The organism is Bordetella flabilis (assembly GCF_001676725.1).
GTDB lineage: Bacteria > Pseudomonadota > Gammaproteobacteria > Burkholderiales > Burkholderiaceae_B > Bordetella_C > Bordetella_C flabilis.
Genome location: NZ_CP016172.1, coordinates 2,288,183 through 2,313,412, shown reverse-complemented (window position 1 = coordinate 2,313,412; position 25,230 = coordinate 2,288,183). Strand labels below are relative to the sequence as shown.

Sequence of the window (25,230 nt, the reverse complement as noted above, 5' to 3'; positions counted from 1 at the left end):
TCAACAGCCGTGTCGTTGCCCCTCGACAACCAACGACCTGCCGTCGACGAGGCGGCCACTGTGTTCGCCTGAGCGAAGTGTTGGTGAGGGAAGCAGTGGGCGGGAGTGCCGAGGCAAGCGCCGAGGAAAGCGGCGAGAGAACGGGCGCAAGGCGAGGCCGCTGTACGAACCCGCCCCGCTGGCCGTCGTCAGGCGCGGCGCTTAGCTGATAACCTGGATATTCATCGCGGCCGGGCCCTTGGCGCCCTGCCCGACCTCATAACTGACCCGCTGGTTTTCCTCCAGCGTTTTGTACCCTTCGCTTCGGATCTGCGAGAAATGCGCGAACAGGTCCTTGCTGCCGTCGTCGGGAACGATGAATCCGTAGCCCTTTTCCGCGTTGAACCACTTGACGATACCCGTTGCCATATTCGCCACCACCTGTGCTGTGAGATGTGAAAGGATGCGCCAGATTATCAAGGAAGGGAAATCGGCAACTACAGTACCTATGACGGCGACAAATAGAATTAAGACCGCGTCGCTTGAACATCTCGCGAATGAAGTGTAAACGGGATTTTTTTGCCGGGTCAACCGCGGTTTGTCCGACTCTCGTGAAGAAGTGGCGCCGACGCGTGACCCTTGCCGATGGTACGCGAATCCGTACAAACTATGCGGCGCCACAGGTGCGCGGGCATGCCGGCGCCGAAGCAGCCGGCATGCCGACCTCAGGCCAGTTGTGCGCGCATCCAGTCCGTGAGCGCGGCCGTCAATTCCCGCAGGTCGGTCTGCAGCTTGACATAGCCCGGCCCCGGACGCAGGCTTACTTCATCCATATACAGCTTGCGGTTGACTTCGATCTGCAGGCTATGGCGGCCTTGCTCCGGACGGCCGAAGGCGCGCACGAGCTCCACGCCCTTGTAGGGGTCGTTTTCGGCCACGTCATAGCCCCGGCCCCGCAGCCAGGCGGCGACGAACTGACGAAAAGCCGGCGCCGCCGTCTTGCCGTCCAGGTCCCCCAGCACGAAGTCCGGATGGACCAGCCCCGGCTTGTCGGTGGCATAGGCGGCCGCCACGCTGGGCATGGAATGACAGTTGATGTGCCAGACCGCGCCGAACCGGCTGTGCGCGGCATCCAGCAACTGCGCCAGCCTCCGGTGGTAAGGCTTCCAGCACGCCTCGATGCGGTGGCGCACCTCGTCCACCGACAGCTTGCGGTCGTATAAAGGCGTGCCGTCATCCAGCATGCGCCAGATCAGGCCCTTGCCCAGTCTTACCTTGGAGGAAGGGACAAGAGGGTCGGGCCACTGCCCATCCAGCAATAGCGGGTCTATCTCGTCCGCAGCGCGGTTCGCGTCGATATAGCTGCGTGGAAATGTGGCGGCGATCAGGGGCACGCCAAGTTCAGGCGCACCGCCCCAGAGGTCGTCGACCCAGGTGTCCTCCGCGGTACGCAGCGCCGCAAGGTCGATGGCCGACGCGAAGTCCGGCGGATAGGTCGTGCCGCTATGCGGCGAATCGAGCACCAGCGGGGCGGCGCCGGCGCCGGACGGATAGTCCTCCGGCGCCAGCAGCCGAAATGAAAGAGGCTGGGTTTGCAACATAATCAGTACCATTCCTGAGCCCGATGGCCGGCACGCCGGCCATCGGGCAACGATCAATCGACTTTGATGTGCGCTTCGGCGGCAACGCGCTTGTTCTTGGCGATCTCGGCGGAGATCTGCTTGGCGAAGGCGTCCGGTGAATTGCCTACCGGCGTCGCGCCCAGCGCCGCAAGCCGGGCCTGCACATCCGGATCGGCTTCCGCCTTGACCACCGCCGCATTCAGCTTGTCCACGACGGCCTTGGGCAGCTTCGCGGGCCCGACCAATCCAAACCACGACGCGTCGTTAACCGGCGCCAAACCAACTTCGGCGAAAGTCGGCACGGTGGGCAAGGCCTTGACGCGCTCGGGCGCCGCCACGGCCAGCGCGATCAGCCGACCCGATTGCACATGCGGCAGGGACGACGGCAGGTTGTCGTACATGACGTCAACCTGACCGGCCAGCACATCGTTCAGGGCCGGCCCGACGCCGCGGTACGGCACGTGGACCAGATTGGTGCCTGAGGCCGACTTGAACAGCTCACCCATCATGTGCGACACGGAGCCATTGCCGGCGGATGCATACGTCAATTTGCCGGGTTCGGCTTTCGCCAGCTTGATGAAACCGGCCATATCCCTGACCCCGACCTTGGGGTTGATGGTCATGATGTTGGGCACGGCCGCCAGATTGGAGATCGGCGTGAAGTCCTTCTCCGCGTCGAAGGGCAAGGAGGGATATACGGCCGGATTGATGCCATGCGTGCTGACCGTCGCAATGCCCAGCGTGTATCCATCAGGGGCGGCGCTGGCAATGGCGCCGCTACCGATAGAGCCGCCCGCGCCACCGCGATTCTCGACGACGACGGTCTGTCCCAATTCCCGGCCCAGGCGGTCAGCGAAGAGACGGCCCACGATATCGGTGGTGCCGCCCGGTGGGAACGGCACGATCAGCCGGATTGCCTTGGCCGGGTATGCGTCCTCCGCCTGGGCGACGCCGGGCAATACGGCAGAGAGCGCCAGGACGGCCGCTGCGGCCAGGCCCGTGGAGTAGTAATGGATGTTTTTCATGGATTCCCCTATCGAGATGTATGCAGTGGGAGCGTGCGCGCCCGGGGGCCGATTCTTCGCCCGCGCCGTGATTTGCGCAAACGAAACATTCTCCTTACGCTATTACTTTTTTTCATGGCGAGAGGGCCTTGCTCATGCACTCGGGCTCCTATCCGGTTCTATTCGATGCGTCGCTTCTGCCCTTCCCTGACCGATCTCCAAGCGTTTGAGGTAGCTGCCCGCCATGGCAGCTTCACCCGCGCCGCCCAGGAGCTTTCGGTCACCCAAGGCGCTGTCAGCAAGCAGGTCAAGCAGTTGGAGCAATTCGTGGGGGTAGAACTATTCCTGCGACTCCGGCAAGGGCTGGTCCTGACCGAAGCCGGCCGCGCCTATCTTTCGAAAGTGCAGTCCGGGCTGGGACAGTTGGAAGCCGCAACGCTGGAGCTGATTTCGCATCAGGGCCGAGGCGGCATGCTACGGTTGACCAGCATGCCGACATTCGGAGCCCGCTGGCTGATTCCACGGCTGACCAGTTTCATGCGCATGCGACCGGATATTCACATCGAATTCATGCCGCATCGCCAGGGATATGACTTTTCGACCCCCGAACTGGATGCCGCCGTGCGCTTTGGCCAGGGCGTATGGCCCGGCAGCGGCGCTGACTATATCGTCGGGCGTGATGTGGTCCCGGTTGGAAGCCCCCGTATTTTCACCCGGCCATGCACCCGCCCAGAGGACCTCCTGGCGCATCCTCTCATGCACCACACGTCCGCGCTGGAAGGCTGGCATGACTGGTTCACCCAGGCAGGGTGCGATACCCGGCGCGCCCGTGACGGCGCGCGCTTCGACCAGTACGGCCTGTTGTCGCAGGCCGCGGCCGCCGGCTTTGGCATTGCGCTGATCCCGCGCTGCCTGATCGAGGATGAACTGCGCGACGGCAAACTGGCTGCCGCGATCGATATATCGCTGCCGGCCCGCCAGGGCTACTACTTGTGTTATCCGGAGCAGAAAGCCAGCCTGCCCACCTTGCAGGCGTTCCGGCACTGGCTGCTGGAATTATCGTTGGCGTCGGAACCCAGGCTTGCGGCGCCGAAACATGTCACCGTCGACATCGGGCCCTAGCCCGCCGGCTCTTGTACGCCGCCGTCCCGTGGGGACGGCTATGAAAATCCTGGTGCGAAGGAGGGGACTCGAACCCCTACACCTGTTACGGCGTCAGGACCTAAACCTGGTGCGTCTACCAATTTCGCCACCTTCGCAAGCCGAGCCCGCTATTGTAGCTTGCTTGTTAAAATTGCGCGCCATGAACCCCCGCCTCGACGCACTACACCCCTACCCCTTCGAAAAGCTGCGCCAGCTGATCGCCGATGCCGGCACTCCGCCGAGTGGGCTTGCGCCCATCAATCTGTCTATAGGCGAGCCCAAGCACGACACGCCGGCACGCATCGCTCAAGCCATGATCCAGGCCTTGCCTGGCGGCTTGGCAAGCTACCCTACCACCAAGGGTGAGCCACGCCTGCGCGAAGTCATTGCCCAGTGGCTGGGCAAGCGCTATGGCATCCCCGCGCCGGATCCCGATACGCAGGTCCTGCCGGTCCTGGGCTCGCGCGAGGCCTTGTTTTCCTTTACTCAGACCGTTCTCGACCCGGCTGGCGGCGATGTGGTCATTTGCCCCAACCCGTTCTACCAGATCTACGAAGGAGCGACGCTGCTCGCGGGCGGCCAGCCCTACTTCGTGAATGCCGATCCGACACGCGGCTTCGGTACCGACTGGAGCCAGGTATCGCAGGATGTCTGGCGCAAAACCCGCATGGTCTTCGTCTGCTCGCCTGGTAATCCGGCGGGAAACGTCATGTCGCTGGACGATTGGCGCGAGATTCTGGAATTGAGCGACCGTTATGGCTTCATCATCGCGTCCGATGAGTGCTATTCCGAAATCTATTTGAACGAATCGCAGCCGCCGCTGGGCGCACTGCAGGCGGCCCGCGCGCTGGGCCGGGACGATTACCGCAACCTGGTAGTCTTCTCCAGCCTGTCCAAGCGCTCCAACGTTCCAGGGATGCGCTCCGGCTTCGTCGCCGGCGACGCCGCCCTCATGGCGCGCTTCCTGCTTTATCGTACCTACCACGGCAGCGCGATGAGCCCCGTGGTAACGGCGGCCAGCATCGCCGCCTGGACCGATGAAACACATGTGCGGGACAATCGCCGGCTGTACCGCGAAAAATTCGAGGCCGTGGTTCCTATCCTGCAGCGCGGCCTGGATATTACGCGTCCGGCCGCCTCGTTCTACCTGTGGGTACCCACGCCGACGTCGGACACGGATTTCGCCCGGGACCTGTACGCCCATGCGGGCGTGACCGTGCTTCCGGGCAGTTTCCTCGCCCGTGACGCCCATGGCAGCAATCCCGGCCGCAACCGGGTCCGTCTGGCGCTGGTCGCACCCTTGGGCCAATGCGTCGATGCGGCCGAACGCATTGCCGATTTCGTCAAGCTTTCCGTTTAACCCTCAACCTCTACGATCATGACACTCGACCTTCAAAGCACCATCGAAAACGCCTGGGAAGCCAGGGCCTCCCTGACGCCAACCGATGCCAGCGCGGAAGTCCGCGAAGCGGTCGAGCACACCATCGATGCCCTCGACACCGGCCGTCTGCGGGTCGCGGACAAGTCCACCGGACAGTGGATCGTGCACCAATGGATCAAGAAAGCCGTCCTGCTGTCGTTCCGCCTGCAGGAAAACGCCGTGATGGGCGAGGCGCCGCTGCAGTTCTACGACAAGGTGCCGCTCAAGTTCGCCGAATTGGGCAACGCGGCATTCCAGCATGGCGGCTATCGCGTCGTGCCGCCCGCTGTCGCGCGCCGGGGTGCATTCATCGGCCGCAATGTGGTGCTGATGCCATCCTATGTAAACCTGGGCGCCTATGTCGATGAAGGCACCATGGTCGACACCTGGGCCACTGTCGGATCGTGCGCCCAGATCGGCAAGAACGTGCACTTGTCCGGCGGCGTTGGCATCGGCGGCGTGCTGGAACCCTTGCAGGCCAATCCCACCATCATCGAAGACAACTGCTTCATCGGTGCGCGTTCCGAGGTAGTTGAAGGCGTCATCGTGGAAGAAAACTCGGTCCTCGCCATGGGCGTGTTCCTGTCGCAAAGCACCAAGATCTACGACCGGGCAACCGGCAAGATCACCTACGGCCGTGTGCCGTCAGGGTCGGTGGTCGTGCCTGGTTCGCTGCCGGCCGCGGACGGTAGCCACAGCCTGAACTGCGCGGTCATTGTCAAGCGCGTGGATGCACAGACACGCGCCAAGACCAGCATCAATGACCTGTTGAGGGCCTGATGGGGGCGACCGCCGTACTCGACCTGGTCAAAGACCTGATCGCCCGCCCCTCGGTTACGCCGGAAGACGCCGATTGCCAGCAGATGCTGGCGACCCGGCTTGCGCGCGTGGGCTTCCAGTGCGAGACGATCGTCTGCAATGGCGTGACGAATCTGTGGGCACGCCGCGGGACCAGCGCGCCGTTGGTCGTCTTCGCGGGCCACACCGATGTAGTGCCACCCGGGCCACGCGACAAGTGGGAGAGCGATCCCTTCGTGCCCGTCGAGCGCGACGGTTTCCTGTACGGCCGCGGCGCGGCCGACATGAAAAGCTCCATCGCCGCCTTCGTGACGGCGACCGAGGAATTCGTGGGCGCGCACCCCGGCCACGCAGGCTCCATCGCCCTGCTGCTGACCTCCGACGAGGAAGGCCCATCGGTGGATGGCACGGTGCGCGTATGCGAACGCCTGCAGGCCCGTGGGGAAACCATGGATTACTGCATCGTCGGAGAACCGACGTCGACCGATCGCCTCGGCGATGTCTGCAAGAACGGCCGGCGCGGCTCCCTGTCGGGCAAGATGACGGTCAAGGGCGTCCAAGGCCACGTCGCCTATCCGCACCTTGCTCGCAACGCGGTCCATGAGCTGGCGCCGGCGCTTGCCGAAATCGTCGCCATCGAATGGGACCAGGGCAATGCGTATTTCCCTCCCACGACCTTCCAGATTTCCAATATGTCGGCGGGAACGGGAGCCACGAACGTCGTGCCGGGCGAAGCCACTGTCGTGTTCAACTTTCGTTTTGCGACGGCCAGCACGCCCGATTCCCTCAAGCAGCGCCTGACCGCCGTGCTGGACCGGCATGGCGTGCAGTACGACATCGCCTGGGAGCTGGGTGGCGAACCGTTCCTGACGCCACGCGGAATCCTCAGCGAGGCGCTGGCCCGGGCCATCAAGGAAGAAACCGCCCTGGACACCGAACTTTCCACCACGGGCGGCACCTCGGACGGACGCTTTCTGGCCAAGATCTGCCCGCAGGTTATCGAGTTTGGCCCGTGCAACGCCACCATCCACAAGGTGAACGAGCGCATCGCGCTCGACTCGCTGGTTCCCCTGAAGAACATCTATCGCCGCACGGTCGAGAACCTGCTGCTTACCCCTCGGCCCGCCTGATGACGCCCCACAACCGCCACGAACTGCATACCGTCCGCGATCTGATCCGCTACGGGGTCTCGCGCTTGAACGCCGCCAAGGTCAGCTTCGGCCACGGCAGCGACAATGCCTGGGACGAAGCGGTTTACCTGGTGCTGCACGCCTTGCACCTGCCACTGGATACGCTGGATCCGTTCCTGGACGCGCACGTACTGCCCGATGAACGCGAACAGGTACTGACGCTGTTGGATCGCCGGGTCCGGGAACGCGTCCCGGCGCCCTACCTGACCAACGAGGCCTGGCTGCGCGGACGCCGCTTCTACGTGGACAATCGCGTGATCGTGCCGCGCTCGCCCATTGCCGAACTCCTGGACGACAGCCTGTCGCCCTGGATCAGCGATCCCCAAACGGTCGAGTACGTGCTGGACATGTGCACGGGCTCGGGCTGCCTTGCCGTTCTTTCCGCCTTGGCTTTCCCGTTCGCACACGTGGACGGCGCCGATATCTCGGCCAGCGCACTGGAAGTCGCCATGCACAACGTCGGCGCCTATGGCCTGCACGATCGTGTGTTCCTGCACTGCAGCGACCTGTTCGAGAAGCTCGCGCCTCGCGAGTATGACGTGATCATCTGCAATCCACCGTACGTGAACGCGGGATCGATGGACGCGCTGCCCGCGGAATACCGGCACGAGCCGCAGGTCGCCCTGGCGGGCGGCGATGACGGCATGGACCTGGTGCGGCGTATCCTGAGGGATGCGCCCGCGTACATGAAGCCGTCCGGCCTCCTCGTGCTGGAGATCGGCCACGAACGAGCGCACTTCGAACGGGCATTCCCGGACATGGAGCCGGTCTGGCTGGATTCGGCCGAAGCGTCCGACCAGATCATGCTGTTCACTCGCGAGCAGCTGGCGCCGTGATACGTGGATCTGGCATCACCCTGCGCCGCGGAACCAAGGTTTTGCTGGATGGCGCCGACTTCGTCGTCAATCCGGGCGAACGCGTTGGAATCGTTGGCAAGAATGGCGCGGGCAAGTCTTCTCTGTTCGCCCTGCTTACCGGCACCCTGGACCTTGATGGCGGCAGCCTGAGCCTGCCGCCGGACTGGCGCATCGCTACGGTCCAGCAGGAGCTGCACGCCGACGAACGGCCGGCTCGTGAATTCGTCATCGATGGCGACACGCCGCTGCGCGACCTGCAGGCGCGGCGCAGCCGCCTTACCGACCAGCAGGGCACGGAAATCGCCGAAACGGAAGCGGCGTTGATCGAGGCTGGCGCCTGGAGCGCCTATTCCCGCGCCGAACAACTGCTGGCGGGCCTGGGATTCAAACCCGCCGAATGGACGCAGCCCGTGGCGAGCTTTTCCGGAGGCTGGCGCATGCGCCTGGCGCTGGCGCGCGCCCTGATGGCCCCATCGGACCTGCTATTGCTGGACGAACCCACCAACCACCTGGACCTCGACGCCATGCTGTGGCTGGAGAAATGGTTGGCGAGCTATCCCGGCACGGTCCTGCTGATCTCGCACGATACCGAGTTCCTGGACGCGGCAGCCAAGGCCATTCTGCACTTCGACCATGGCAAGCTCGTGCGCTACCGCGGCGGCTACCAGGACTTCCTGATGCAACGCGCCGAACGGCTGCGCCAGACCCAGGTCGCGTGGGAAAGACAGACGCGTGAAGCAACACGGCTGCAGCACTTCATCGACCGTTTCAAAGCCAAGGCTTCCAAAGCCAAGCAGGCGCAAAGCCGCGTCAAGGCCTTGGCGCGCATGCAGACGCTTGCCCCCTTGCAGGCGGAAGCAGGGATCGACATCCGCATCCCCTCGCCCGACCACATGCCGGATCCCTTGCTCACGCTGGAGCATCTGTCCGCCGGCTATACCGACCCTGCCGGCAAGGCCGCGTCCATCCTGCGCGACGTGACACTCATGGTCCGTGCAGGCAGCCGCATCGGCATCCTCGGTGCCAACGGGGCAGGCAAAAGTACGCTCATCAAGACCCTGGCCGAGACGCTGCCTGTACAGGAAGGCGAACGGCGTGCTTCGCGCGGGCTCTCCATCGGTTACTTCGCGCAGCACCAACTGGACATGCTGGATGTCGACGCGACGCCGCTCATGCACCTGTCTCGGATCGCCCCCGACGCGCGCGAACAGGAACTGCGCAACTACCTTGGCGGCTTCGGATTCTCCGGCGATGCCGTGACGAGCCGCGTGGGACCGATGTCGGGCGGGGAAAAGGCACGGCTTGCCCTTGCCCTCATCGTCTGGCAAAAGCCCAACCTGCTGTTGCTCGACGAGCCCAGCAACCACTTGGACGTGGAAACGCGGGAAGCCCTGGCTGCCGCGCTGGCCGAGTTCGCCGGCAGCATGCTACTCGTGTCGCACGACCGGCACCTGCTGCGCACGACCGTAGACAGCTTCTGGATCGTCGCAGACGGCAAGGTGCTGGAATTCGACGGCGATCTGGAGGACTACCGGGATTGGTTGTCGGCACGCAACGCCGGCGAGAAAGCCGATGCCGTCCGGGCGGCTGCCGCGGCGGGCACGGAAGCTGCCCCGGACCGCAAGCAGCAGCGGCGGCAGGAGGCCGAGCAACGCCAGCGTCTGGCGGCGGCGCGCAAGCCGCTGGAGGCCAAGCTGGGCAAGGTAGAGGCCGAAATGGAGAAAGCACGCTCACGCCTCGCCGCGCTGGACTTGCTGATCGCCGACGCGGACTTGTACTCGGACGCTAGGCGGACGGAACGCCAGCAGGTCATGGCCGAGCATGGTGAGCTGGCCAAACGCATGGGCGAGCTCGAAGAGCACTGGCTGACACTGCAGGAAGAAATCGAGGCGGTAGAAAAAAACGCCGCCACGCAGGCAGCGTCCTAGCGGCCGCAAGCAGGCCCGGCGCTCGCTGGCGCCCGGCCTGTCAACTTGCGATGACGTCCAGTTTGGCGATGCCCAATGCCAGGGTCTTGGCGCCGACGTCACGAAACTGGATCTGCGCCTGCGCGTCCTGCCCCGTGCCGCTCAGGCCAATGATGGTGCCATCACCGAAACGGGCGTGCCGCACGCCCTGCCCGATCCGGTAGTGGCGGTCTCCGACGGTCACGCCAGATGAGACGCCGCGCGGCTGGCGCGGTGCGACGGCACCCGTAGGCTTGCGGCCGAACGCATCGCGCGCCGCGCCGCTCCAGGCACCCGAGGCCGCGCCATAGCCGTCCGCAATACCGGTACGGGGCGTCAACCACTTCAGGTGCTGCTCCGGGATTTCAGAAAGAAAGCGCGACCGCATGGCATAGCGTGTCTGCCCGTGCAGCATACGGCTCTGGGCAAGGCTCAGATACAGGCGCTCTCGCGCCCGCGTAATGGCCACGTACATCAAGCGGCGCTCTTCCTCCAGCCCGGATTGCTCCAGCACACTGTTTTCGTGAGGAAACAGACCCTCTTCCAGGCCGGTGATGAAAACAGCATCGAACTCCAGCCCCTTGGCCGCGTGGACAGTCATCAACTGCACCGCGTCCTGCCCGGCCTGCGCCTGGTTGTCGCCGGCCTCCAGCGCAGCGTGCGACAGGAACGCCGCCAAGGGCGTGAGACCCTCGTCGGAGGGCGCGGCAGGCGTACCCGGCACTGCGTCGACGCTGGCGGCGGGATCGCGTTGCGCCGTAACTCCAGCGGGCAAACCGTCGAAATTCTCCTCGGTGGAGAAAACGGCGGCCGCCGTCACGAGTTCGTTCAGGTTCTCGATCCGTTCAGCACCCTCTCGTTCACCACGGTAATGCTCCAGCAGACCACTGGCTTCCAGCACATGCTCGACCATTTCGGGCAAAGGCAATTCGCGCGTGTCGTCGGCCATGCGGCCGATCAACGTCGCGAACTGCGCCAGATTGGAGCCGCCCTTGCCTGCGACGCGAGCCACTGCGCCGTAGAGACTGGTGTCGTGCGCACGCGCGGCATCGGCCAGTTGCTCCAGCGTACGGGCACCGATGCCCCGTGCCGGGAAATTGACCACGCGCATCCACGAGGTATCGTCATGCGGGTTTGCGATCAAACGCAGGTAGGCCAGCGCATGCTTGATTTCCTGGCGCTCGAAAAAACGCAGACCGCCATAGACCTTGTACGCGATGCCCGCAGAGAACAGCGCATGCTCCAGCACCCGGGATTGCGCGTTACTGCGGTAGAGCACCGCGATCTCGCGGCGTAGCCGGCCATCGTTGACCAGCGCGCGGATCTCGTCGACCACCCAGTGCGCTTCCATGCCATCGGACGGCTGTTCAATGACGCGAACCGGCTCGCCTTCACCCTGCTCCGTCCAGAGGTTCTTGCCCAGGCGTCCGCTGTTATGGCCGATCAGGGCGTTGGCTGCATCCAGGATATGGCCATAGGACCGGTAATTCTGCTCCAGCCGTATGACGGTGCCGTGCGCATAGTCGCGTTCGAAGTCGGCCATGTTGCCCACATTCGCGCCACGGAATGCATATATGGACTGGTCGTCGTCCCCCACCGCAAAGATAAAGGCCCCGCCACCCGCCAACAGGCGCAGCCATTTGTATTGCAGCGTGTTGGTATCCTGGAACTCGTCCACCAGGATATGACGGAACCGGCGCTGGTAATGTTCGCGCACCGGGGCGTTGCGCGAAAGCAGTTCATAGGCACGCAGGAGCAGTTCGGGGAAGTCCACCACCCCTTCGCGTTGGCACTGCGTCTCGTAGAGCTGGTAGATCTCGATCAGGCGCCGGCGGTGGCTGTCCCAGGCTTCAACGTCGGCGGGACGCTGGCCTTCTTCTTTCGCCCCGTTGATGAAGCGCTGCACATCGCGTGGCGGATACTTCTCGTCGTCAACGCCATTGGCCTTGAGCAGGCGCTTGATGGCGGCGAGTTGATCGGCGGTATCCAGGATCTGGAACGCTTGCGGCAAGCCGGCGTCGCGATGGTGCGCGCGCAGCAGTCTGTTGCAAAGCCCGTGAAAGGTGCCCACCCAAAGGCCGCGGGTATCGATCGGCAGTATGGCGGAGATGCGTGTGAGCATCTCGCGGGCGGCCTTGTTCGTGAAGGTGACCGCAAGGAGCCCGTAGGGACTGGCCAAGCCATTCTGGATCAGCCAGGCCATGCGCGTGGTGAGCACGCGGGTCTTGCCGCTGCCCGCCCCGGCCAGGACCAGGGCGTGCTGCGGTTCAAGCGTAACGGCGGCGCGTTGTTCCGGGTTTAACTTGTCGATCATGCCGCATAGCGGCGGAGTCGGTCGGCGAACTGCTCCAGCCCTTCAATGCCACTTTGCTGCGCGCGCTGGCACCAGGCCTGCAAATGGCTCAACAACTGCTCGCTGCTGGCGCTCGAGCTCTCCCACAGGCGGCCGAGTTCACGGCGCATCTGTACCAGGGTGGACAACGACTGGTTGCCCGCGATGGCCTTATCCACCTGCGCCACTTGCTCGGGCTGCAGGACGTCCTCGGACCGGTGCAGCCAGCGGCGCACATGACGCAAAGTAGTCCAGCTGCAGTCGGCCGCGTCGGGACGTCGTGAGGACTTGAGCTTGTTCATTTCCTCGCGGGCCGCGGTCTTGACGATATCCGCGTAGCGGGCCATGACTTCATAGCGGTGCGTGATGACACCCTGCAAGGTGCTCTGATCGACCATAGGCTTGGTCGGATCCAGCTTGAGCTTGGGAGCGACCTTCTTGATCTTGGCCAGACCCAGGAACTGCAGAATGCGGATATAGCCCCAACCGATATCGAACTCGTACCACTTGGCCGAAAACTTGGCCGAGGTGCCGTAGGCGTGGTGATTGTTGTGCAATTCTTCGCCACCGATGATGATGCCCCACGGGAACACGTTGGTGCTGGTGTCCGGGCTGGCGTAGTTGCGATAGCCCCAGTAGTGGCCGATGCCGTTCACGACGCCGGCGGCCCAGAACGGAATCCAGGCCATCTGGACAGCCCACACCGTGACGCCGAGCGCGCCGAACATGGCGATATCGATGCCCAGCATGATCATCACGCCCAGCAGGCTGTGGCGAGCATAGACATTGCGCTCGAGCCAGTCGTCCGGCGTGCCGTGACCGAACTTGGCGGTGGTTTCGGCGTTGGTGGCTTCCTGCCGATAGAGCTCGGCGCCACGGAACAGCACCTTCCATATGCCGAACAGCATGGGCGAGTGAGGATCGCCGTCGCGTTCGCACTTGGCGTGGTGTTTCCGGTGTATGGCGACCCATTCTTTGGTCACCATGCCGGTCGTCATCCAAAGCCAGAAGCGGAAGAAGTGCATCACCGCTGGGTGAAGATCGAGACCACGATGCGCTTGGCTGCGATGCAGGAACACCGTGACCGCGACAATCGTGATGTGTGTGGCCAGCAAGGTGAAGGCAACGATCTGCCACCAGGAGGCCTGGAGAAAACCGCCGGAGACAAAAGAAAAGACGTAATCCATATCAGGTGTGGAAACCTCGGAAATTGCGTGTTTTTGAGTGTAGCGTACCTTGCGGTGTTATGACAGCGCGCACCGCAAATAAAAACGTGGCCAATGTTCGGTAAAATCCTCCAAACGACATGCTTCCTGTGCTCATCTTGTCCGCTTTTTCAACGACAACCTCTCCGCCAGACCGCTTTGGCCCCGTGAAGTCAGCTTATGCTGCTTCCAGCCGGCCTGCGAAGCCGCGACGCGGACACCCCCGCAGCCGTTACTTTTATGCCACAAGCATTGCTGTCTGGCTGCTTCTTTCGCCTAGCAAGGGCCATGCCGCGGACGAACAGCGCCAGCCATGGCAGGTCGTCGCGGGGACGCCCATGGTGCTGGCAAGGTACTACGAAATACAGGGCAGCGACTGCCGGGCGATGCGCGCACCGCCGGTGGCCATCACGACGCGACCGCTGCTGGGCAAACTGGTGGTAAATACGATATCCGAGTTGGCCACGCAGCCCGCCAAATGCCGGCACGTCAAGGTGCCGGTCACCCAGGTGGTGTACCACCCGGATGCCCAGCGTGGCCAGGACGTGGTCGCCTGGCGCGTATATTTCCAATCGCGCGAGCTGGGCACCCGCTCGGTGCAGGGTACCGTCACCGTTGTCCCTGGGAAGCCGGTCCGGGCGATGCCAGCCCGCTAGCGGGCTGACCACCGCGTCCCGCCACTTACGATGGGCGCTTCGACGACCCCGACTTGCGCTTCCCCGGCACGGCGGCGGTTCCACTATTCGCGGGAAGGTCTGCGCCGGTGGCTATTGCGCTTGCCCCGGTGGCCGCCCCGGTTCCCGCGCTTCCCCCCGTCTCATCTACGACGGCCGTTGCCCCCGTTCGTACCGTCTCAGCCGTCTCAGCGGCTTCAACAATTTCGGCACTCTCCGCTAATCGGGCAGGCTCAGCAGTCTCGGGCGCCCCGACAGGCTCGGCCAGTTCGGCAGCCGCGGCCGCCGGCTCAGTCAAGGCTACAGTCTTGCGCTTCTCGAACACGGCCGCGAAAAAGCCATCGGTGCCGTGCGCATCGGGCCGCAGTTGCATATAAGGCCCCGTCAGGTTCAACCCCTCGCACCGGGAGCCTAGCAGCGCGGCGGCGTCGACGCGTTCGAATTCGGGATGCGCGGCTAGGAAAATCTCGGCCTGGATCTCATTCTCCTCCGGAAGCAGGCTGCATGTCGCATACACCAGACGCCCACCCGGCGCGACACAGCGCGCGGCGGACGCCAGGATGCGCGACTGCAGCGCGCCGAGGTTCTGCAGCGCTTCCGGATGTTGGCGCCACTTCAGGTCGGGATTGCGGCGCAAGGTCCCGATTCCGCTGCAGGGCGCGTCGACCAGTACACGCTGGGCCTTGCCCGCCAAGCGCTTGACGCGCGCGTCGTTTTCACCGTCCAGCACCACGGGGACCACGTTCGACAAGCCGCTGCGGGCGAAGCGCGGCTTGGCACGGGCCAGGCGAGCCGCCGACACGTCGAAGGCGTACAGCCGCCCCGTGGAGCGCATCAGCGCGCCCAGCAGCAGGGTCTTGCCGCCAGCGCCTGCGCAGAAGTCGATCACCATTTCGCCGCGGCGCGGCGCCACCAGCAGGGCCAGCAGCTGACTGCCTTCATCCTGCACTTCGATGTCCCCCGCCTCGAACTGGGGCCAGCGATTGACCGGCGGGCGGCCCTGCAGCCGTATGCCCCAGGGGGAATACGGCGTCGGCCGGGGCTCGTAGCGCCCTCCCGGCCCGTCCCGCAAGCCGCGCAGGATGGCGTCGCGATCCGCCTTCAGCGGATTGACCCGGATGTCCAGGGGGGCAGGACGATTGAGAGCGTCGATGAGCGCGTCGGCATTCTCCATGGCGCCCAGCCGTTCTTCCAGCCAATCGGGCAGGCTGGCGCGGACCGCACGCGGCAAGGTAGCGGGATCGATGCGCGAGGTATGGTGCAGCCAATCGCTTTCCTCGGGCGTGAGCGCCTCACGCAACGCCTCCGGTCCCAGAGTGGCCGCAAGGCCCTGGATGGCCAGCCGCCGGGCGGCCGGCCCGGTGCCGCTCTCCCCCAGGCGACGGTAACGGCGCAGGTTGCGCAACACGTCATAGGCGGCTTCCGACACTTCTGCACGGTCGCGGCTGCCCAGGCCGGGGTGGGCGCGCAGCCAACGGGTCAGCGTGGCGTCGGCCGGCATCGACCACTGCAGCATTTCGCCAAGTACCTTCTGGACCTGGTCCAGCCGTATCGCGGCGAAAGACGGACGGGGCCGATCGGCCGCGCCGGGGCGCGATGCGGGGGCTCTGCCTGCCGCGTTGTGCGGTTTCTTCATTACGATTCCCTGACGGGCGCGAGGCCCGTCGATGTCATTCATTATGGTTCGGCGAGTCCGGGGCGGACCAGACGAAAAGGCGCTGCGGGTTGCCCTGCACGTCGACGCGATGATCCGGTGCCAGCCGGACTCGCCCCTCTGCCAGCCAGCGCACGGCGGCGGGGAAAACGCGGTGCTCCATATCCAGGACGCGTCCGGCCAGGCTGTCCGGCGTGTCGCCCGGCAGGACCGGCACGCAGCCCTGGGCGACGATGGGTCCGTGATCGAGCAAGGGCGTCACGAAGTGGACAGTGCAGCCATGCGCCTGCACACCCGTGGCCAGGGCCTGCGCGTGAGTATGCAGGCCGGGAAAGGCGGGCAACAACGATGGGTGGATATTGACCAGCCGCTCGGCGTATCGGTTCACGAAGCCGGCCGTGAGCACGCGCATAAAGCCCGCCAGGATGACATAGTCGGGGGCATGGCGGTCGATTTCCCGTGCCAACGCCGCGTCGAAGGCTTCCCGGCTGGCAAAGTCGCGATGGTAGACGCTGGCGGTAGGTATGCCGGCCTCGGATGCCCATTGCAGGCCGGGCGCGTCCGGGCGGCTCGATATGACGGCGCATACGTCCGCCGGCCAGTTCTCCTGCCGGCACGCCTGCACCAGCGCGCGCATATTGCTGCCGCGGCCCGAAATAAGAATAACGAGCCGCCGCCGGCCCGAGGATATAGCTGCCAAGGTATCAGGTTCCACACGAAATAAAGAGCACGCCGGCAAAATTGTAAACTCTCGTCCGTGAAACCCACGCTGCACATCTTCCGCTCCCTTCCCCCGCCCGGTGCCCGCCGCCCCTGCGCCCTGACGATAGGCAACTTCGACGGCGTCCATCGGGGCCACCAGGCCATGCTGGCGCGCGTGCGCGCCACGGCGCGCGCGCGTGGGCTGGCGCCGGCCGTGATGACCTTCGAACCCCATCCCCGCGAGTACTTCGCAGCGCTGAACCAACGGCCGGAACTCGCGCCAACCCGGATCAGCGGGCTGCGCGACAAACTGGATGCCCTGGCGCGATGCGGGATCGAACAGGTGGTGGTCGAACGCTTCAATGGGCACCTGGCCGACATGTCGCCCAGCGCCTTCATCGAGCAGCTCCTGGTGCATGGCCTGGGGGTACGCTGGATACTCGTAGGCCCCGATTTCCGGTTCGGCCGCAAGCGCAGCGGCGATATCGGCCTGTTGCGCGAAGCCGGCCAGCATCATGGCTTCGAGGTGGAAACGCTGGAAGACATCACGGACGCCCATGGCCATCGCATTTCGAGCTCCGAAGTGCGGACCGCCTTGGCGGTAGGCGACCTCGCCCGGGCGCAGGATCTGCTGGGCCATGCCTATCACTTGAGCGGCCATGTGATCCACGGTCGCAAGCTCGGCCGCACGCTGGGCTTTCCAACCCTGAACCTGAGGGTGACGCCGCGCTGCGCCGCAAGGTCCGGCATCTATGTGGTGCGCGTGCATGGACTGGGGCCGAGCCCAATGCCGGCAGTCGCCAGCCTGGGAGTGCGTCCCACCGTCGAAGACCATGGCCGGGTCCTGCTGGAAGCGCATGTGCTGGACGCCGCCGGGCTGGACGCTTACGGTAAACTCGTGCGAGTCGAGTTCCTGCAACAGCTGCGGGACGAAGAAAAGTTCCCCGATCTCCCTTCCCTGACTGCCGCCATCGCCGAAGACGCGCGAAACGCGCGCGCCTACTTTGCCGTTCATGGACTATAAAAAGACACTCAACCTGCCCGACACCCCCTTTCCGATGCGGGGCGACCTAGCCAGGCGCGAACCCGCCTGGGTCGCCGAATGGGAGGAAAACCATGTGTATCAGGCCATCCGCGCCGCCAGCAAAGGTCGGCCGCGCTTCGTGCTGCACGACGGCCCGCCCTATGCGAACGGCGACATTCACATCGGGCATGCGGTCAACAAGATCCTGAAGGACATGATCGTCAAGAGCCGGAACATGGCCGGCTATGACGCGCACTATGTACCCGGTTGGGACTGCCACGGCATGCCCATCGAAATCCAGATCGAGAAAAAGTACGGCAAGAATCTGCCCGTGGCGGAAATGCAATCCAAGGCGCGCGCCTACGCGCTGGAGCAAATCGAGCGCCAGAAAAAAGACTTCAAGCGGTTGGGCGTGCTGGGTCAGTGGGATCGCCCTTACCTGACAATGAACCATCGCAACGAGGCCAATGAGATCCGGGCCTTGAAGCGTATCCTCGAAAAAGGCTATGTATTCCGCGGCCTGAAGCCCGTGAACTGGTGCTTTGACTGCGGCTCGGCCCTGGCCGAAGCAGAGGTCGAATACGCGGACCGGGTGGACCCCGCCGTCGACGTCGCGTTTCCCTTCGCCGACAAACCGGCCTTGGCCCGTGCGTTCGGCCTGCCTTCGGTGGACGATGGCGCCATCGTCATCTGGACGACCACGCCCTGGACCATACCTTCGAACCAGGCCCTGAACCTGCATCCGGAAATCCAGTACGCGCTGGTGCGCGTTACGCCTGCGCTGCCCACGGGTCCGCTGCTGCTGGTGGCGGCCGAGCGCGTGCAGGCCTGCATGGACCAATGGGGCTTGCAGGGCGAGATCGTCGCGACCACGGCGGGCGAAGCCTTGGCAGGCATCGCCTTCCATCACCCGCTGGCGCGCATCGACGCGGCCTATGACCGTCTGTCGCCCGTCTACCTGGGCGACTACGTGACCCTGGACACGGGGACCGGTGTCGTGCATTCCGCGCCAGCCTACGGTATCGAAGACTTCGTATCGTGCAAGGCGCATGGCCTGCCCGATGCCGACATCCTGAGCCCCGTGATGGGCGACGGCCGCTTCGCGTCGACGCTGGCTTTGTTCGGCGGACTCAGCATCTGGGATGCCAATCCCAAGATTGTCGAAACCCTGCGCGAAGCGGGCACGCTGCTGCACAGCGAAAAGCACAAGCACAGCTACATGCATTGTTGGCGGCACAAGACCGCCATCATCTACCGCGCCACAAACCAATGGTTCGCCGGCATGGACGTCGCGCCGAACGACGGCGGACCGACGCTGCGGGAATCCGCGCTGGCCGGTATCGAGGCCACGCGCTTCTATCCCGCCTGGGGCCGTGCCCGCCTGCACGCCATGATTGCGAATCGGCCGGACTGGACGCTATCGCGGCAACGCCAATGGGGCGTGCCGATGGCATTTTTCGTCCACAAGGAAACCGGTGCGCTGCACCCACGCACCGTCGACCTGCTGGAGCAGATCGCGCAGCGCGTCGAACAGGGCGGCATCGAAACCTGGCAGTCGCTCGACCCACGGGAACTGCTGGGGGACGAAGCGCACATGTACGAGAAAAGCCGCGACACGCTGGATGTGTGGTTCGATTCAGGTACCACGCATTTCACTGTCCTGGGGGGCAAGGATGCGACGCAGTCCGGATCGCACGGCGAAGAGCTGGCATGGCCGGCGGACCTCTATCTGGAGGGTTCGGACCAGCACCGCGGCTGGTTCCATTCCTCGTTGCTGACCGGATGCATGCTGTACGGACGGCCTCCGTACAACGCGCTGCTCACCCATGGCTTTGTCGTGGACGGCCAGGGCCGCAAAATGAGCAAGTCCGTGGGCAACGTGATCGCGCCGCAGAAGGTTTCGGACTCCCTCGGCGCCGAAATCCTGCGCCTGTGGGTCGCGTCCACCGACTACTCCGGGGAACTGTCCATCTCGGATGAGATCCTGAAGCGGGTCGTCGAAAGTTATCGCCGCATCCGCAATACGCTGCGTTTCCTGCTGGCCAATCTGGCGGACTTCGATGCGGTCTCGATGACGGTCCCCTATGGCGAGCGCTTCGAGATCGACCGCTACGCGCTGGCCATGACGGCACAGATGCAGCAGGAAATCCTGACCCACTACGAGAAGTACGACTTCCATCCCGCGGTGGCGCGTCTGCAGACCTTCTGTTCCGAAGACCTGGGCGCGTTCTACCTGGATATCCTGAAAGACCGCCTGTACACCACCGGGGCGGCGAGCCTGGCGCGCCGGTCGGCCCAGAGCACCCTGCTGGAGATCACCCAGACGCTGGTGAAACTAATGGCGCCCATGCTGTCGTTCACCGCCGAAGAAGCGTGGAAAGAGCTTGCGGGCACGGCGCTCACGCACCAGGCCGACATATCCCGAGCGACCGTCTTCGCCGAGGTGTTCCAGGTCCTCCCGCCCCTGGCGGAAGGAGATCCCCTGCCGACGCGCTGGGCCAGGTTGCGGACGATCCGCGCCGAAGTCATGCGCAAGTTGGAGGAAGTGCGCAGCGCCGGCGCCATCGGCTCGTCGCTGCAGGCGGAAATCGACATCACGGCATCCGGCGACGACCTGGCTGCCCTGCGCGGCCTGGGCGACGACCTGCGCTTCGTCCTCATCGTTTCGCGCGCGACGGTCCACGAGGGCTCCGGCGAACTGCAGATCGCCATCACGCCGTCGGCGCAGAAGAAATGCGAGCGTTGCTGGCACTGGCGCATGGATGTCGGCACGGATCCGGAACACCCGGAAATCTGCGGACGCTGCGTCAGCAACCTGTTCGGCAGCGGCGAGGCGCGCAGCCATGCTTGAGAGCGAACGGATGGTGGGGCCAGGGACCGCCACGCCCGCCGCCGGCCGTCGCGGCCTGGCGTTCTGGCTGCTGCTGGCCGCAGTGGTCATCGTACTGGACCAGGCCGCCAAGCTGTACTTCAACGGCGCCTTCACCTATGGGCAGCGCGTCCCCGTGCTGCCCATATTCGATCTGACGCTGGTCTACAACCGTGGCGCCGCGTTCAGCTTCCTGGCGACGGAAGCGGGATGGCAGCGCTGGTTCTTTACGGTGCTGGGCATCGGCGCTGCCGTGGTCATCACCATTATCCTGCGGCGCCACGGCCCCCGGGCGCACCCCCGCTTTGCGCTTGCGCTGGCCTTGATCATGGGCGGTGCGCTGGGCAATGTGATCGACCGCGTAGCCTATGGGCACGTCGTCGATTTCCTGCTGTTCTACTGGAAGGATTGGTACTACCCCGCGTTCAACATCGCGGACGTCGCGATCACCTGCGGCGCCATCCTGCTGGTCCTCGACGAACTGCTGCGCATGCGCAAAGCGCCGTCGAATTGAGGATCTCGAAACCGGTCGCCGCACCTGGGCCGGATCTTTTGCCGCATAATGGTCCGGTTTCCTGAACCGCGGCTTTCTTCCATGCTCGATCTCGCCCGCAAACGCATCGTCCTTGGCATGACGGGAGGCGTCGCCTGCTACAAAATCGCCGAGCTCGTGCGGCGCATTTCGGAGCAAGGCGCCGCCGTGGACGTCGTCATGACCGATGCGGCCACCCATTTCATCACGCCGGTCACCATGCAGGCCTTGTCAGGCCGCCCGGTATTTGTCAGCCAGTGGGATGCGCGCATCGGCAACAACATGCCGCACATCGATCTGACGCGCGGCGCAGATGCGGTACTCATCGCCCCGGCCAGTACGGACTTCATGGCCAAACTGGCGCACGGCTTGGCCGACGACCTGCTTTCGACCTTATGCCTGGCGCGCAACTGCCCCCTGTTGGTCGTCCCGGCCATGAATCGCGAAATGTGGGCGAACCGGGCCACGCAGCGCAACGCGATGCAATTGCGCGAGGACGGCATCGAGATCCTCGGGCCGGCCGCGGGCGATCAGGCTTGCGGCGAAACCGGCGATGGCCGCATGCTGGAACCGCACGAAATCCTGTCCGACCTCATCGCCTTCTTCCAGCCCAAGCCGCTCGCGGGCAAGCATGTGCTGCTGACTGCCGGACCGACGGTTGAACCTATCGATCCGGTCCGCATGATCAGCAACCGCTCGTCCGGCAAGACCGGCTACGCCATTGCCCGGGCAGCGCGCGAAGCAGGCGCGCGTGTCACGATGGTTACCGGGCCGACCGCCCTGCCCATCCCCCGCGGCGTCGATGCGTACCCTGTCCAGACTGCCCGGCAAATGCATGACGCTGTCATGGCACAGGCGCGCCAGGCGGACGTGTTCATCGCCGTGGCCGCGGTCGCCGATTGGCATGTGAAAAACGCCAGTACCCAGAAACTCAAGAAAGACGCCACCGGCGGAGGTGCCCCAGCCCTCGAATTCGCGCCCAACCCCGACATCCTGGCCGAGGTGGCGGCGCTACAGGACGGGCCGTGGTGCGTCGGCTTCGCGGCGGAAACCGAAGACTTGCCACGGCATGCGCAAGCCAAACGGGTACGCAAGGGCATCCCCTTGCTCGTCGGCAACCTGGCGCACAAAGTCATGGAACTGGACACGACCGAACTGGTGTTGTTCGACGAGAACGGCATGCATGCCTTGCCGGCGGCTGCCAAACTGGACGCGGCGCGGCGCCTTATTGCCGAGATCGCCGCACGCCTGCCCGCTTGAGCCTGTTGGTGGTGGTGAACTAAGACCCGCCGCCTTTGGTCTCCACCGCCGTCGTACGCCGCGCCCACACATCCAGCGGCAGCGGCGGTTGCGGCTCGGCGATACGCCGCAGGATCTGCCGGAATTGCTCCCAGTCACCGCGCGCGCTGGGCCAGCGCTCCGGAACCACGAGCTGCCAGCCCGATGCAGGATCCTGTCGCGCCATTACGAATCGGAACGTATAGTGGCCTGGCATGCCCATGCGCAGGTCTGTGACGACTAGATTGCCGTCGATGGCGTCATAGCGCAGCCAGCCGTGCGTGAACCAATCCAGCCTGGCAAGCAGCGGCGCCGGCGGCAAGGCGTCGCGCAAGGCACGATTCATGGGCTGCGATAATTGCTCTGGCGCGCCGGCGTCGAAGACGCTTGAAACGGTCTCGTAATAGGTATCGCCCGGCCCAGGGGCAACCACGCGCCACAACAGGCTGTTCAGCGGCATCGGCGCGGAAAACAATGCGGGCGCGGAAACTCCCTGGGCCGACAATGCGGTGCGGACGTGGTCCTCCACGATCGCTTTCGCCACGACCGTCCAGACCAGGTAAAAGGCGGAGAAACCAAGCGCCGCCGCGCGTAGACGCCGGACCCGCTCGCCCCACGCCAGGTTGGCCAGCAAGGCCACCAGCAGGGGAAGGGTGAATATGGGGTCGATGATGAAGATGCTGGACACGCTGACCGGCGCCACCGGCACGGGCCAGAACAGCTGGGTGCCGTAGGTGGTCATGGCGTCCAGAAGCGGATGGGTGATCAGGACCAGCCACATTGTCATGAAGAGGCGTCCGGCGCCGTACGGGGCGTTGGGCCACCGTTTTCGTATCAGCCACGCCAACAGGGCCGCCAGCGCCGTCAGCACGAACACCGAATGGGAAAACCCACGGTGATAGGTCATCAGGGAAACGGGGTCCGGGTACGGTACGAAGACATCGAGATCCGGCAATGTGGCCAGGACTGCCCCGTATAGCAGTGCCTTGCGCCCTTGTGACCGGCCCAGGAGCGCCGCCTGTATGCCGGCCCCCAAGGCGATGTGCGTGAGTGTATCCATCCTAGACATCATCCATACGGCTGAGTGCCGGAATGCCGCCCCGCGCGGCGCCCGGCGCACGCGGTAAGATACCGCATTCAGATGGCGAGGCACCGGGCATGGACCAATTCGTCAACCAGATACGCGTATTCATCGAGAACAACCAGGATTGGGCGGGCCCCGTCACGGCCGTATTGACCATGGCGGAATCGCTGGTCATCGTTGGGCTGTTCGTCCCGGCCACCGCGCTGCTGCTTATTACGGGAGGCCTGGTGGGCAGTGGTACGCTGGACGGTGCCTCCATACTGGTGTGGGGCATGGCGGGCGCCATCGTGGGCGATGCGCTGTCCTATTGGCTGGGCCGCGGCGTCGGCCCGAAGGTACTTCGGCGCTGGCCGCTCAGCCAGCACCGTACCGCGGTGGCCCGCGCGCGCCTGTTCTTTTCACGCTACGGTTTCGCGTCCGTGCTGGCCGGCCGCTTCATGGGCCCCATACGGAGCACCATCCCGACCGTCGCTGGCGTCATGGGAATGGGACACGCGCGGTTCCAGACCGCCAACGTACTGTCCGCTGCCTTGTGGATGCCCGTTATGCTGGCGCCCGGCTACCTGACGATGCGCAACATGGACGACATCGGTGCGGCCAGCCAGATCGGGATGCTGGTAGGCACCGGCATTTCCGTCGTGCTGGGCGTATGGCTGCTGTTCATGGTAATGCGCAAACGGCGCGTCGCCGTCCCCACGCGGCGGACCCGTCGCTAGGGCCGGCTATGGTCCAAGGACGCAACATGGCTATCGACGGCGAGCCACGTAACGGCGATTACGCGCGTTATATCGATGAGCTGATCCACCGTGGCCAGCCCTCCCCCGGCCAGGTGTCTCCTCAAACCGGAACCGCGCGTCCGGCTTCCCCCACGCCATCGCCGGGCGAGGTCACGGCGCCGGAGCCCCGGGGCATCGCCATGCCGGACATCCGGAAAATGCTGACCGCACGCAGCAGGACGAACGCCGCCAAGCCCTCAACGGCCGACGCGCCAGCGGCCGATACCACGCTCGCGGCGAAGGCGGCACAACGCCGGGGCGCGCTGGCGACCGCCATCGTCGCGCTGGCGATCGTGTGGCAAGCCATCCGCATGCTCGTCGCTGCGCTCGAACGGCCTCAGGTCGACTGGAACGACATGGTCCCCGTGGCGTTTCTCCTCGTTTTTGCCGGCATGTTGTGGCGGGCATCCCGAAGCCAGCGCAAGCGGGCGAAGCAGGCGCCGACGCGCCTGCCGCCATTGACGACAGCCACGCCCCCGCCCGCAAGCGGCACGCTGACGGGAAGGGAACCGTTCGGCGGTTCCCAGGCCTGAGCTCCATCCCTGCCTTGCACGCGCCGATTGCGTTCCTGCGCAAGACGCCACGCCCCTGCGCCGACGCTCGCCATTTGGTACGCTTCGGCCTGCCTGCGCTCACAGCGCTCCTTGCCGCGACCCCACGCCGGCCGCGCCCCATCCCCAAGCAGAAACGATGAAATCCGTTGCCCTCAAGATACTCGACGACCGTATGCGCGAATTCCTGCCGTCCTATGCCACGCCAGGTGCTGCGGGGCTGGACCTGCGCGCCTGCCTGCAGGCGCCAATGATGGTCGAACCGGGCGCCACCGTGCTGATCCCGACGGGCCTGGCCATCCATATCGGCGATCCCGGTTACGCGGCCATGATCCTTCCCCGCTCCGGGCTGGGACACAAGCATGGCATCGTGCTGGGCAATCTGGTCGGCCTGATCGATTCGGACTATCAGGGCCAATTGATGGTATCCACATGGAATCGTGGCGACACCCCGTTCACGCTGGAACCCATGGACCGCCTGGCGCAAATGGTGATCGTGCCAGTCGCCCAGGTGGCTTTCGAAGTCGTGACGGAATTCCAGGCCTCCGACCGCGGTGCGGGCGGGTTCGGCAGTACCGGGCGCGGCTAGG

The 25,230-nt window shown here is 64.9% G+C and carries 21 protein-coding genes, 1 tRNA gene and 1 pseudogene; 14 read left to right on the top strand and 9 right to left on the bottom strand.

Features of this window, described 5'->3' with window-relative positions:
* Window positions 1–201: 201 nt before the first annotated feature.
* The 3 genes from BAU07_RS10085 to BAU07_RS10075 form a co-directional block, all read right to left on the bottom strand.
* The gene (locus BAU07_RS10085) at window positions 202–408 is read right to left on the bottom strand and encodes a cold-shock protein (RefSeq protein WP_066656901.1); all 207 of its coding nucleotides are present in this window, start codon (window positions 406–408) and stop codon (window positions 202–204) included.
* 296 nt (window positions 409–704) lie between these two features.
* Window positions 705–1,580, bottom strand: coding sequence for an N-formylglutamate amidohydrolase (locus BAU07_RS10080; protein ID WP_066656899.1), 876 nt, complete (start codon window positions 1,578–1,580; stop codon window positions 705–707).
* A 53-nt stretch (window positions 1,581–1,633) separates the two neighbouring features.
* Entirely contained in the window at window positions 1,634–2,626 is a 993-nt protein-coding gene (locus tag BAU07_RS10075) for a tripartite tricarboxylate transporter substrate binding protein BugE (RefSeq protein WP_066656898.1), read from the bottom strand.
* 165 nt (window positions 2,627–2,791) lie between these two features.
* On the opposite strand from BAU07_RS10075, the gene BAU07_RS10070 reads away from it, so the two are divergent.
* Window positions 2,792–3,727, top strand: coding sequence for a LysR substrate-binding domain-containing protein (locus BAU07_RS10070; protein WP_066656895.1), 936 nt, complete (start codon window positions 2,792–2,794; stop codon window positions 3,725–3,727).
* Between the two features lie 50 nt (window positions 3,728–3,777).
* Here the strand turns inward: BAU07_RS10070 and BAU07_RS10065 are convergent.
* Window positions 3,778–3,864, bottom strand: a tRNA-Leu gene (locus BAU07_RS10065).
* A 44-nt stretch (window positions 3,865–3,908) separates the two neighbouring features.
* Here BAU07_RS10065 and dapC point away from each other — a divergent pair.
* From dapC to BAU07_RS10040, 5 genes are read left to right on the top strand one after another with little or no spacing between them, the layout of a single operon-like run.
* Window positions 3,909–5,108 (top strand): succinyldiaminopimelate transaminase, encoded by a 1,200-nt coding sequence (gene dapC / locus BAU07_RS10060; RefSeq protein ID WP_066656893.1) that lies wholly within the window; start codon window positions 3,909–3,911, stop codon window positions 5,106–5,108.
* A gap of 18 nt (window positions 5,109–5,126) precedes the next feature.
* Window positions 5,127–5,948: a 2,3,4,5-tetrahydropyridine-2,6-dicarboxylate N-succinyltransferase gene (dapD, locus tag BAU07_RS10055; protein ID WP_066656891.1), complete on the top strand. Its 822-nt coding sequence runs from the start codon at window positions 5,127–5,129 to the stop codon at window positions 5,946–5,948.
* A complete protein-coding gene (gene dapE / locus BAU07_RS10050) occupies window positions 5,948–7,096 on the top strand; it encodes a succinyl-diaminopimelate desuccinylase (protein ID WP_066656889.1) in 1,149 nt (382 codons plus the stop codon). Before dapD ends, dapE begins: the two co-directional genes overlap by 1 nt.
* Window positions 7,096–7,992, top strand: a complete 897-nt coding sequence (prmB, locus tag BAU07_RS10045) for a 50S ribosomal protein L3 N(5)-glutamine methyltransferase (protein WP_066656884.1) — start codon at window positions 7,096–7,098, stop codon at window positions 7,990–7,992. The genes dapE and prmB overlap by 1 nt, the downstream gene beginning before the upstream one ends.
* Window positions 7,989–9,941 carry an ABC-F family ATP-binding cassette domain-containing protein gene (locus tag BAU07_RS10040; RefSeq protein ID WP_157122167.1) on the top strand — a complete coding sequence of 651 codons (1,953 nt, stop codon included), beginning with the start codon at window positions 7,989–7,991 and terminating at the stop codon, window positions 9,939–9,941. Before prmB ends, BAU07_RS10040 begins: the two co-directional genes overlap by 4 nt.
* A 40-nt stretch (window positions 9,942–9,981) precedes the next feature.
* On the opposite strand, the gene BAU07_RS10035 is transcribed toward BAU07_RS10040, so the two are convergent.
* Complete coding sequence (locus BAU07_RS10035) at window positions 9,982–12,273, bottom strand: UvrD-helicase domain-containing protein (RefSeq protein WP_066656873.1); 2,292 nt, start codon at window positions 12,271–12,273, stop codon at window positions 9,982–9,984.
* Complete coding sequence (locus BAU07_RS10030) at window positions 12,270–13,478, bottom strand: DesA family fatty acid desaturase (protein ID WP_066656871.1); 1,209 nt, start codon at window positions 13,476–13,478, stop codon at window positions 12,270–12,272. Before BAU07_RS10030 ends, BAU07_RS10035 begins: the two co-directional genes overlap by 4 nt.
* Before the next feature lie 356 nt (window positions 13,479–13,834).
* Here BAU07_RS10030 and BAU07_RS10025 point away from each other — a divergent pair, with 356 nt between their 5' ends.
* Complete coding sequence (locus tag BAU07_RS10025; RefSeq protein WP_066656868.1) at window positions 13,835–14,152, top strand: hypothetical protein; 318 nt, start codon at window positions 13,835–13,837, stop codon at window positions 14,150–14,152.
* Between the two features lie 253 nt (window positions 14,153–14,405).
* On the opposite strand, the pseudogene BAU07_RS10020 reads toward BAU07_RS10025, so the two are convergent.
* A pseudogene (locus BAU07_RS10020) lies at window positions 14,406–15,686 on the bottom strand (RsmB/NOP family class I SAM-dependent RNA methyltransferase); the annotation flags it as partial.
* Between the two features lie 154 nt (window positions 15,687–15,840).
* Window positions 15,841–16,515: a phosphoribosylglycinamide formyltransferase gene (gene purN / locus BAU07_RS10015; RefSeq protein ID WP_066665237.1), complete on the bottom strand. Its 675-nt coding sequence runs from the start codon at window positions 16,513–16,515 to the stop codon at window positions 15,841–15,843.
* 66 nt (window positions 16,516–16,581) lie between these two features.
* On the opposite strand from purN, the gene BAU07_RS10010 reads away from it, so the two are divergent.
* The 4 genes from BAU07_RS10010 (at window position 16,582) to coaBC (ending at window position 22,211) form a co-directional block, all read left to right on the top strand.
* Complete coding sequence (locus tag BAU07_RS10010; protein WP_066656865.1) at window positions 16,582–17,550, top strand: bifunctional riboflavin kinase/FAD synthetase; 969 nt, start codon at window positions 16,582–16,584, stop codon at window positions 17,548–17,550.
* Complete coding sequence (ileS, locus tag BAU07_RS10005; RefSeq protein ID WP_066656862.1) at window positions 17,540–20,401, top strand: isoleucine--tRNA ligase; 2,862 nt, start codon at window positions 17,540–17,542, stop codon at window positions 20,399–20,401. Before BAU07_RS10010 ends, ileS begins: the two co-directional genes overlap by 11 nt.
* 10 nt (window positions 20,402–20,411) lie before the next feature.
* Window positions 20,412–20,933, top strand: a complete 522-nt coding sequence (gene lspA, locus BAU07_RS10000) for a signal peptidase II (RefSeq protein WP_066656859.1) — start codon at window positions 20,412–20,414, stop codon at window positions 20,931–20,933.
* An 81-nt stretch (window positions 20,934–21,014) separates the two neighbouring features.
* On the top strand, window positions 21,015–22,211 hold the full coding sequence (gene coaBC / locus BAU07_RS09995; RefSeq protein WP_066656856.1) for a bifunctional phosphopantothenoylcysteine decarboxylase/phosphopantothenate--cysteine ligase CoaBC: 1,197 nt from the start codon (window positions 21,015–21,017) through the stop codon (window positions 22,209–22,211).
* 19 nt (window positions 22,212–22,230) lie between these two features.
* On the opposite strand, the gene BAU07_RS09990 is transcribed toward coaBC, so the two are convergent.
* Window positions 22,231–23,289 (bottom strand): metal-dependent hydrolase, encoded by a 1,059-nt coding sequence (locus BAU07_RS09990; protein WP_066656844.1) that lies wholly within the window; start codon window positions 23,287–23,289, stop codon window positions 22,231–22,233.
* 98 nt (window positions 23,290–23,387) lie between these two features.
* Between BAU07_RS09990 and BAU07_RS09985 the strand changes: the two genes are divergently transcribed.
* The 3 genes from BAU07_RS09985 to dut all read left to right on the top strand — a co-directional run bounded on the left by BAU07_RS09985 (window position 23,388) and on the right by dut (window position 25,229).
* Window positions 23,388–24,029, top strand: coding sequence for a DedA family protein (locus BAU07_RS09985; RefSeq protein ID WP_066656835.1), 642 nt, complete (start codon window positions 23,388–23,390; stop codon window positions 24,027–24,029).
* A gap of 26 nt (window positions 24,030–24,055) precedes the next feature.
* On the top strand, window positions 24,056–24,622 hold the full coding sequence (locus BAU07_RS09980) for a hypothetical protein (RefSeq protein ID WP_157122163.1): 567 nt from the start codon (window positions 24,056–24,058) through the stop codon (window positions 24,620–24,622).
* A gap of 157 nt (window positions 24,623–24,779) precedes the next feature.
* Window positions 24,780–25,229: a dUTP diphosphatase gene (dut, locus tag BAU07_RS09975; RefSeq protein ID WP_066656815.1), complete on the top strand. Its 450-nt coding sequence runs from the start codon at window positions 24,780–24,782 to the stop codon at window positions 25,227–25,229.
* Window position 25,230: the final 1 nt, after the last annotated feature.

Bases quoted from the DNA above. Each gene is read 5' to 3' on its own strand.
- BAU07_RS10070 (WP_066656895.1), top strand. From the start codon at position 2,792: ATGCGTCGCTTCTGCCCTTCCCTGACCGATCTCCAAGCGTTTGAGGTA.
- BAU07_RS10025 (WP_066656868.1), top strand. From the start codon at position 13,835: ATGGTGCTGGCAAGGTACTACGAAATACAGGGCAGCGACTGCCGGGCG.
- prmB (WP_066656884.1), top strand. From the start codon at position 7,096: ATGACGCCCCACAACCGCCACGAACTGCATACCGTCCGCGATCTGATC.
- BAU07_RS10075 (WP_066656898.1), bottom strand. From the start codon at position 2,626: ATGAAAAACATCCATTACTACTCCACGGGCCTGGCCGCAGCGGCCGTC.
- BAU07_RS10085 (WP_066656901.1), bottom strand. From the start codon at position 408: ATGGCAACGGGTATCGTCAAGTGGTTCAACGCGGAAAAGGGCTACGGA.
- lspA (WP_066656859.1), top strand. From the start codon at position 20,412: ATGGTGGGGCCAGGGACCGCCACGCCCGCCGCCGGCCGTCGCGGCCTG.
- BAU07_RS09985 (WP_066656835.1), top strand. From the start codon at position 23,388: ATGGACCAATTCGTCAACCAGATACGCGTATTCATCGAGAACAACCAG.
- dapE (WP_066656889.1), top strand. From the start codon at position 5,948: ATGGGGGCGACCGCCGTACTCGACCTGGTCAAAGACCTGATCGCCCGC.
- BAU07_RS09990 (WP_066656844.1), bottom strand. From the start codon at position 23,289: ATGGATACACTCACGCACATCGCCTTGGGGGCCGGCATACAGGCGGCG.
- dapC (WP_066656893.1), top strand. From the start codon at position 3,909: ATGAACCCCCGCCTCGACGCACTACACCCCTACCCCTTCGAAAAGCTG.
- ileS (WP_066656862.1), top strand. From the start codon at position 17,540: ATGGACTATAAAAAGACACTCAACCTGCCCGACACCCCCTTTCCGATG.
- BAU07_RS10080 (WP_066656899.1), bottom strand. From the start codon at position 1,580: ATGTTGCAAACCCAGCCTCTTTCATTTCGGCTGCTGGCGCCGGAGGAC.
- dut (WP_066656815.1), top strand. From the start codon at position 24,780: ATGAAATCCGTTGCCCTCAAGATACTCGACGACCGTATGCGCGAATTC.
- BAU07_RS09980 (WP_157122163.1), top strand. From the start codon at position 24,056: ATGGCTATCGACGGCGAGCCACGTAACGGCGATTACGCGCGTTATATC.
- dapD (WP_066656891.1), top strand. From the start codon at position 5,127: ATGACACTCGACCTTCAAAGCACCATCGAAAACGCCTGGGAAGCCAGG.
- BAU07_RS10035 (WP_066656873.1), bottom strand. From the start codon at position 12,273: ATGATCGACAAGTTAAACCCGGAACAACGCGCCGCCGTTACGCTTGAA.
- coaBC (WP_066656856.1), top strand. From the start codon at position 21,015: ATGCTCGATCTCGCCCGCAAACGCATCGTCCTTGGCATGACGGGAGGC.
- BAU07_RS10030 (WP_066656871.1), bottom strand. From the start codon at position 13,478: ATGGATTACGTCTTTTCTTTTGTCTCCGGCGGTTTTCTCCAGGCCTCC.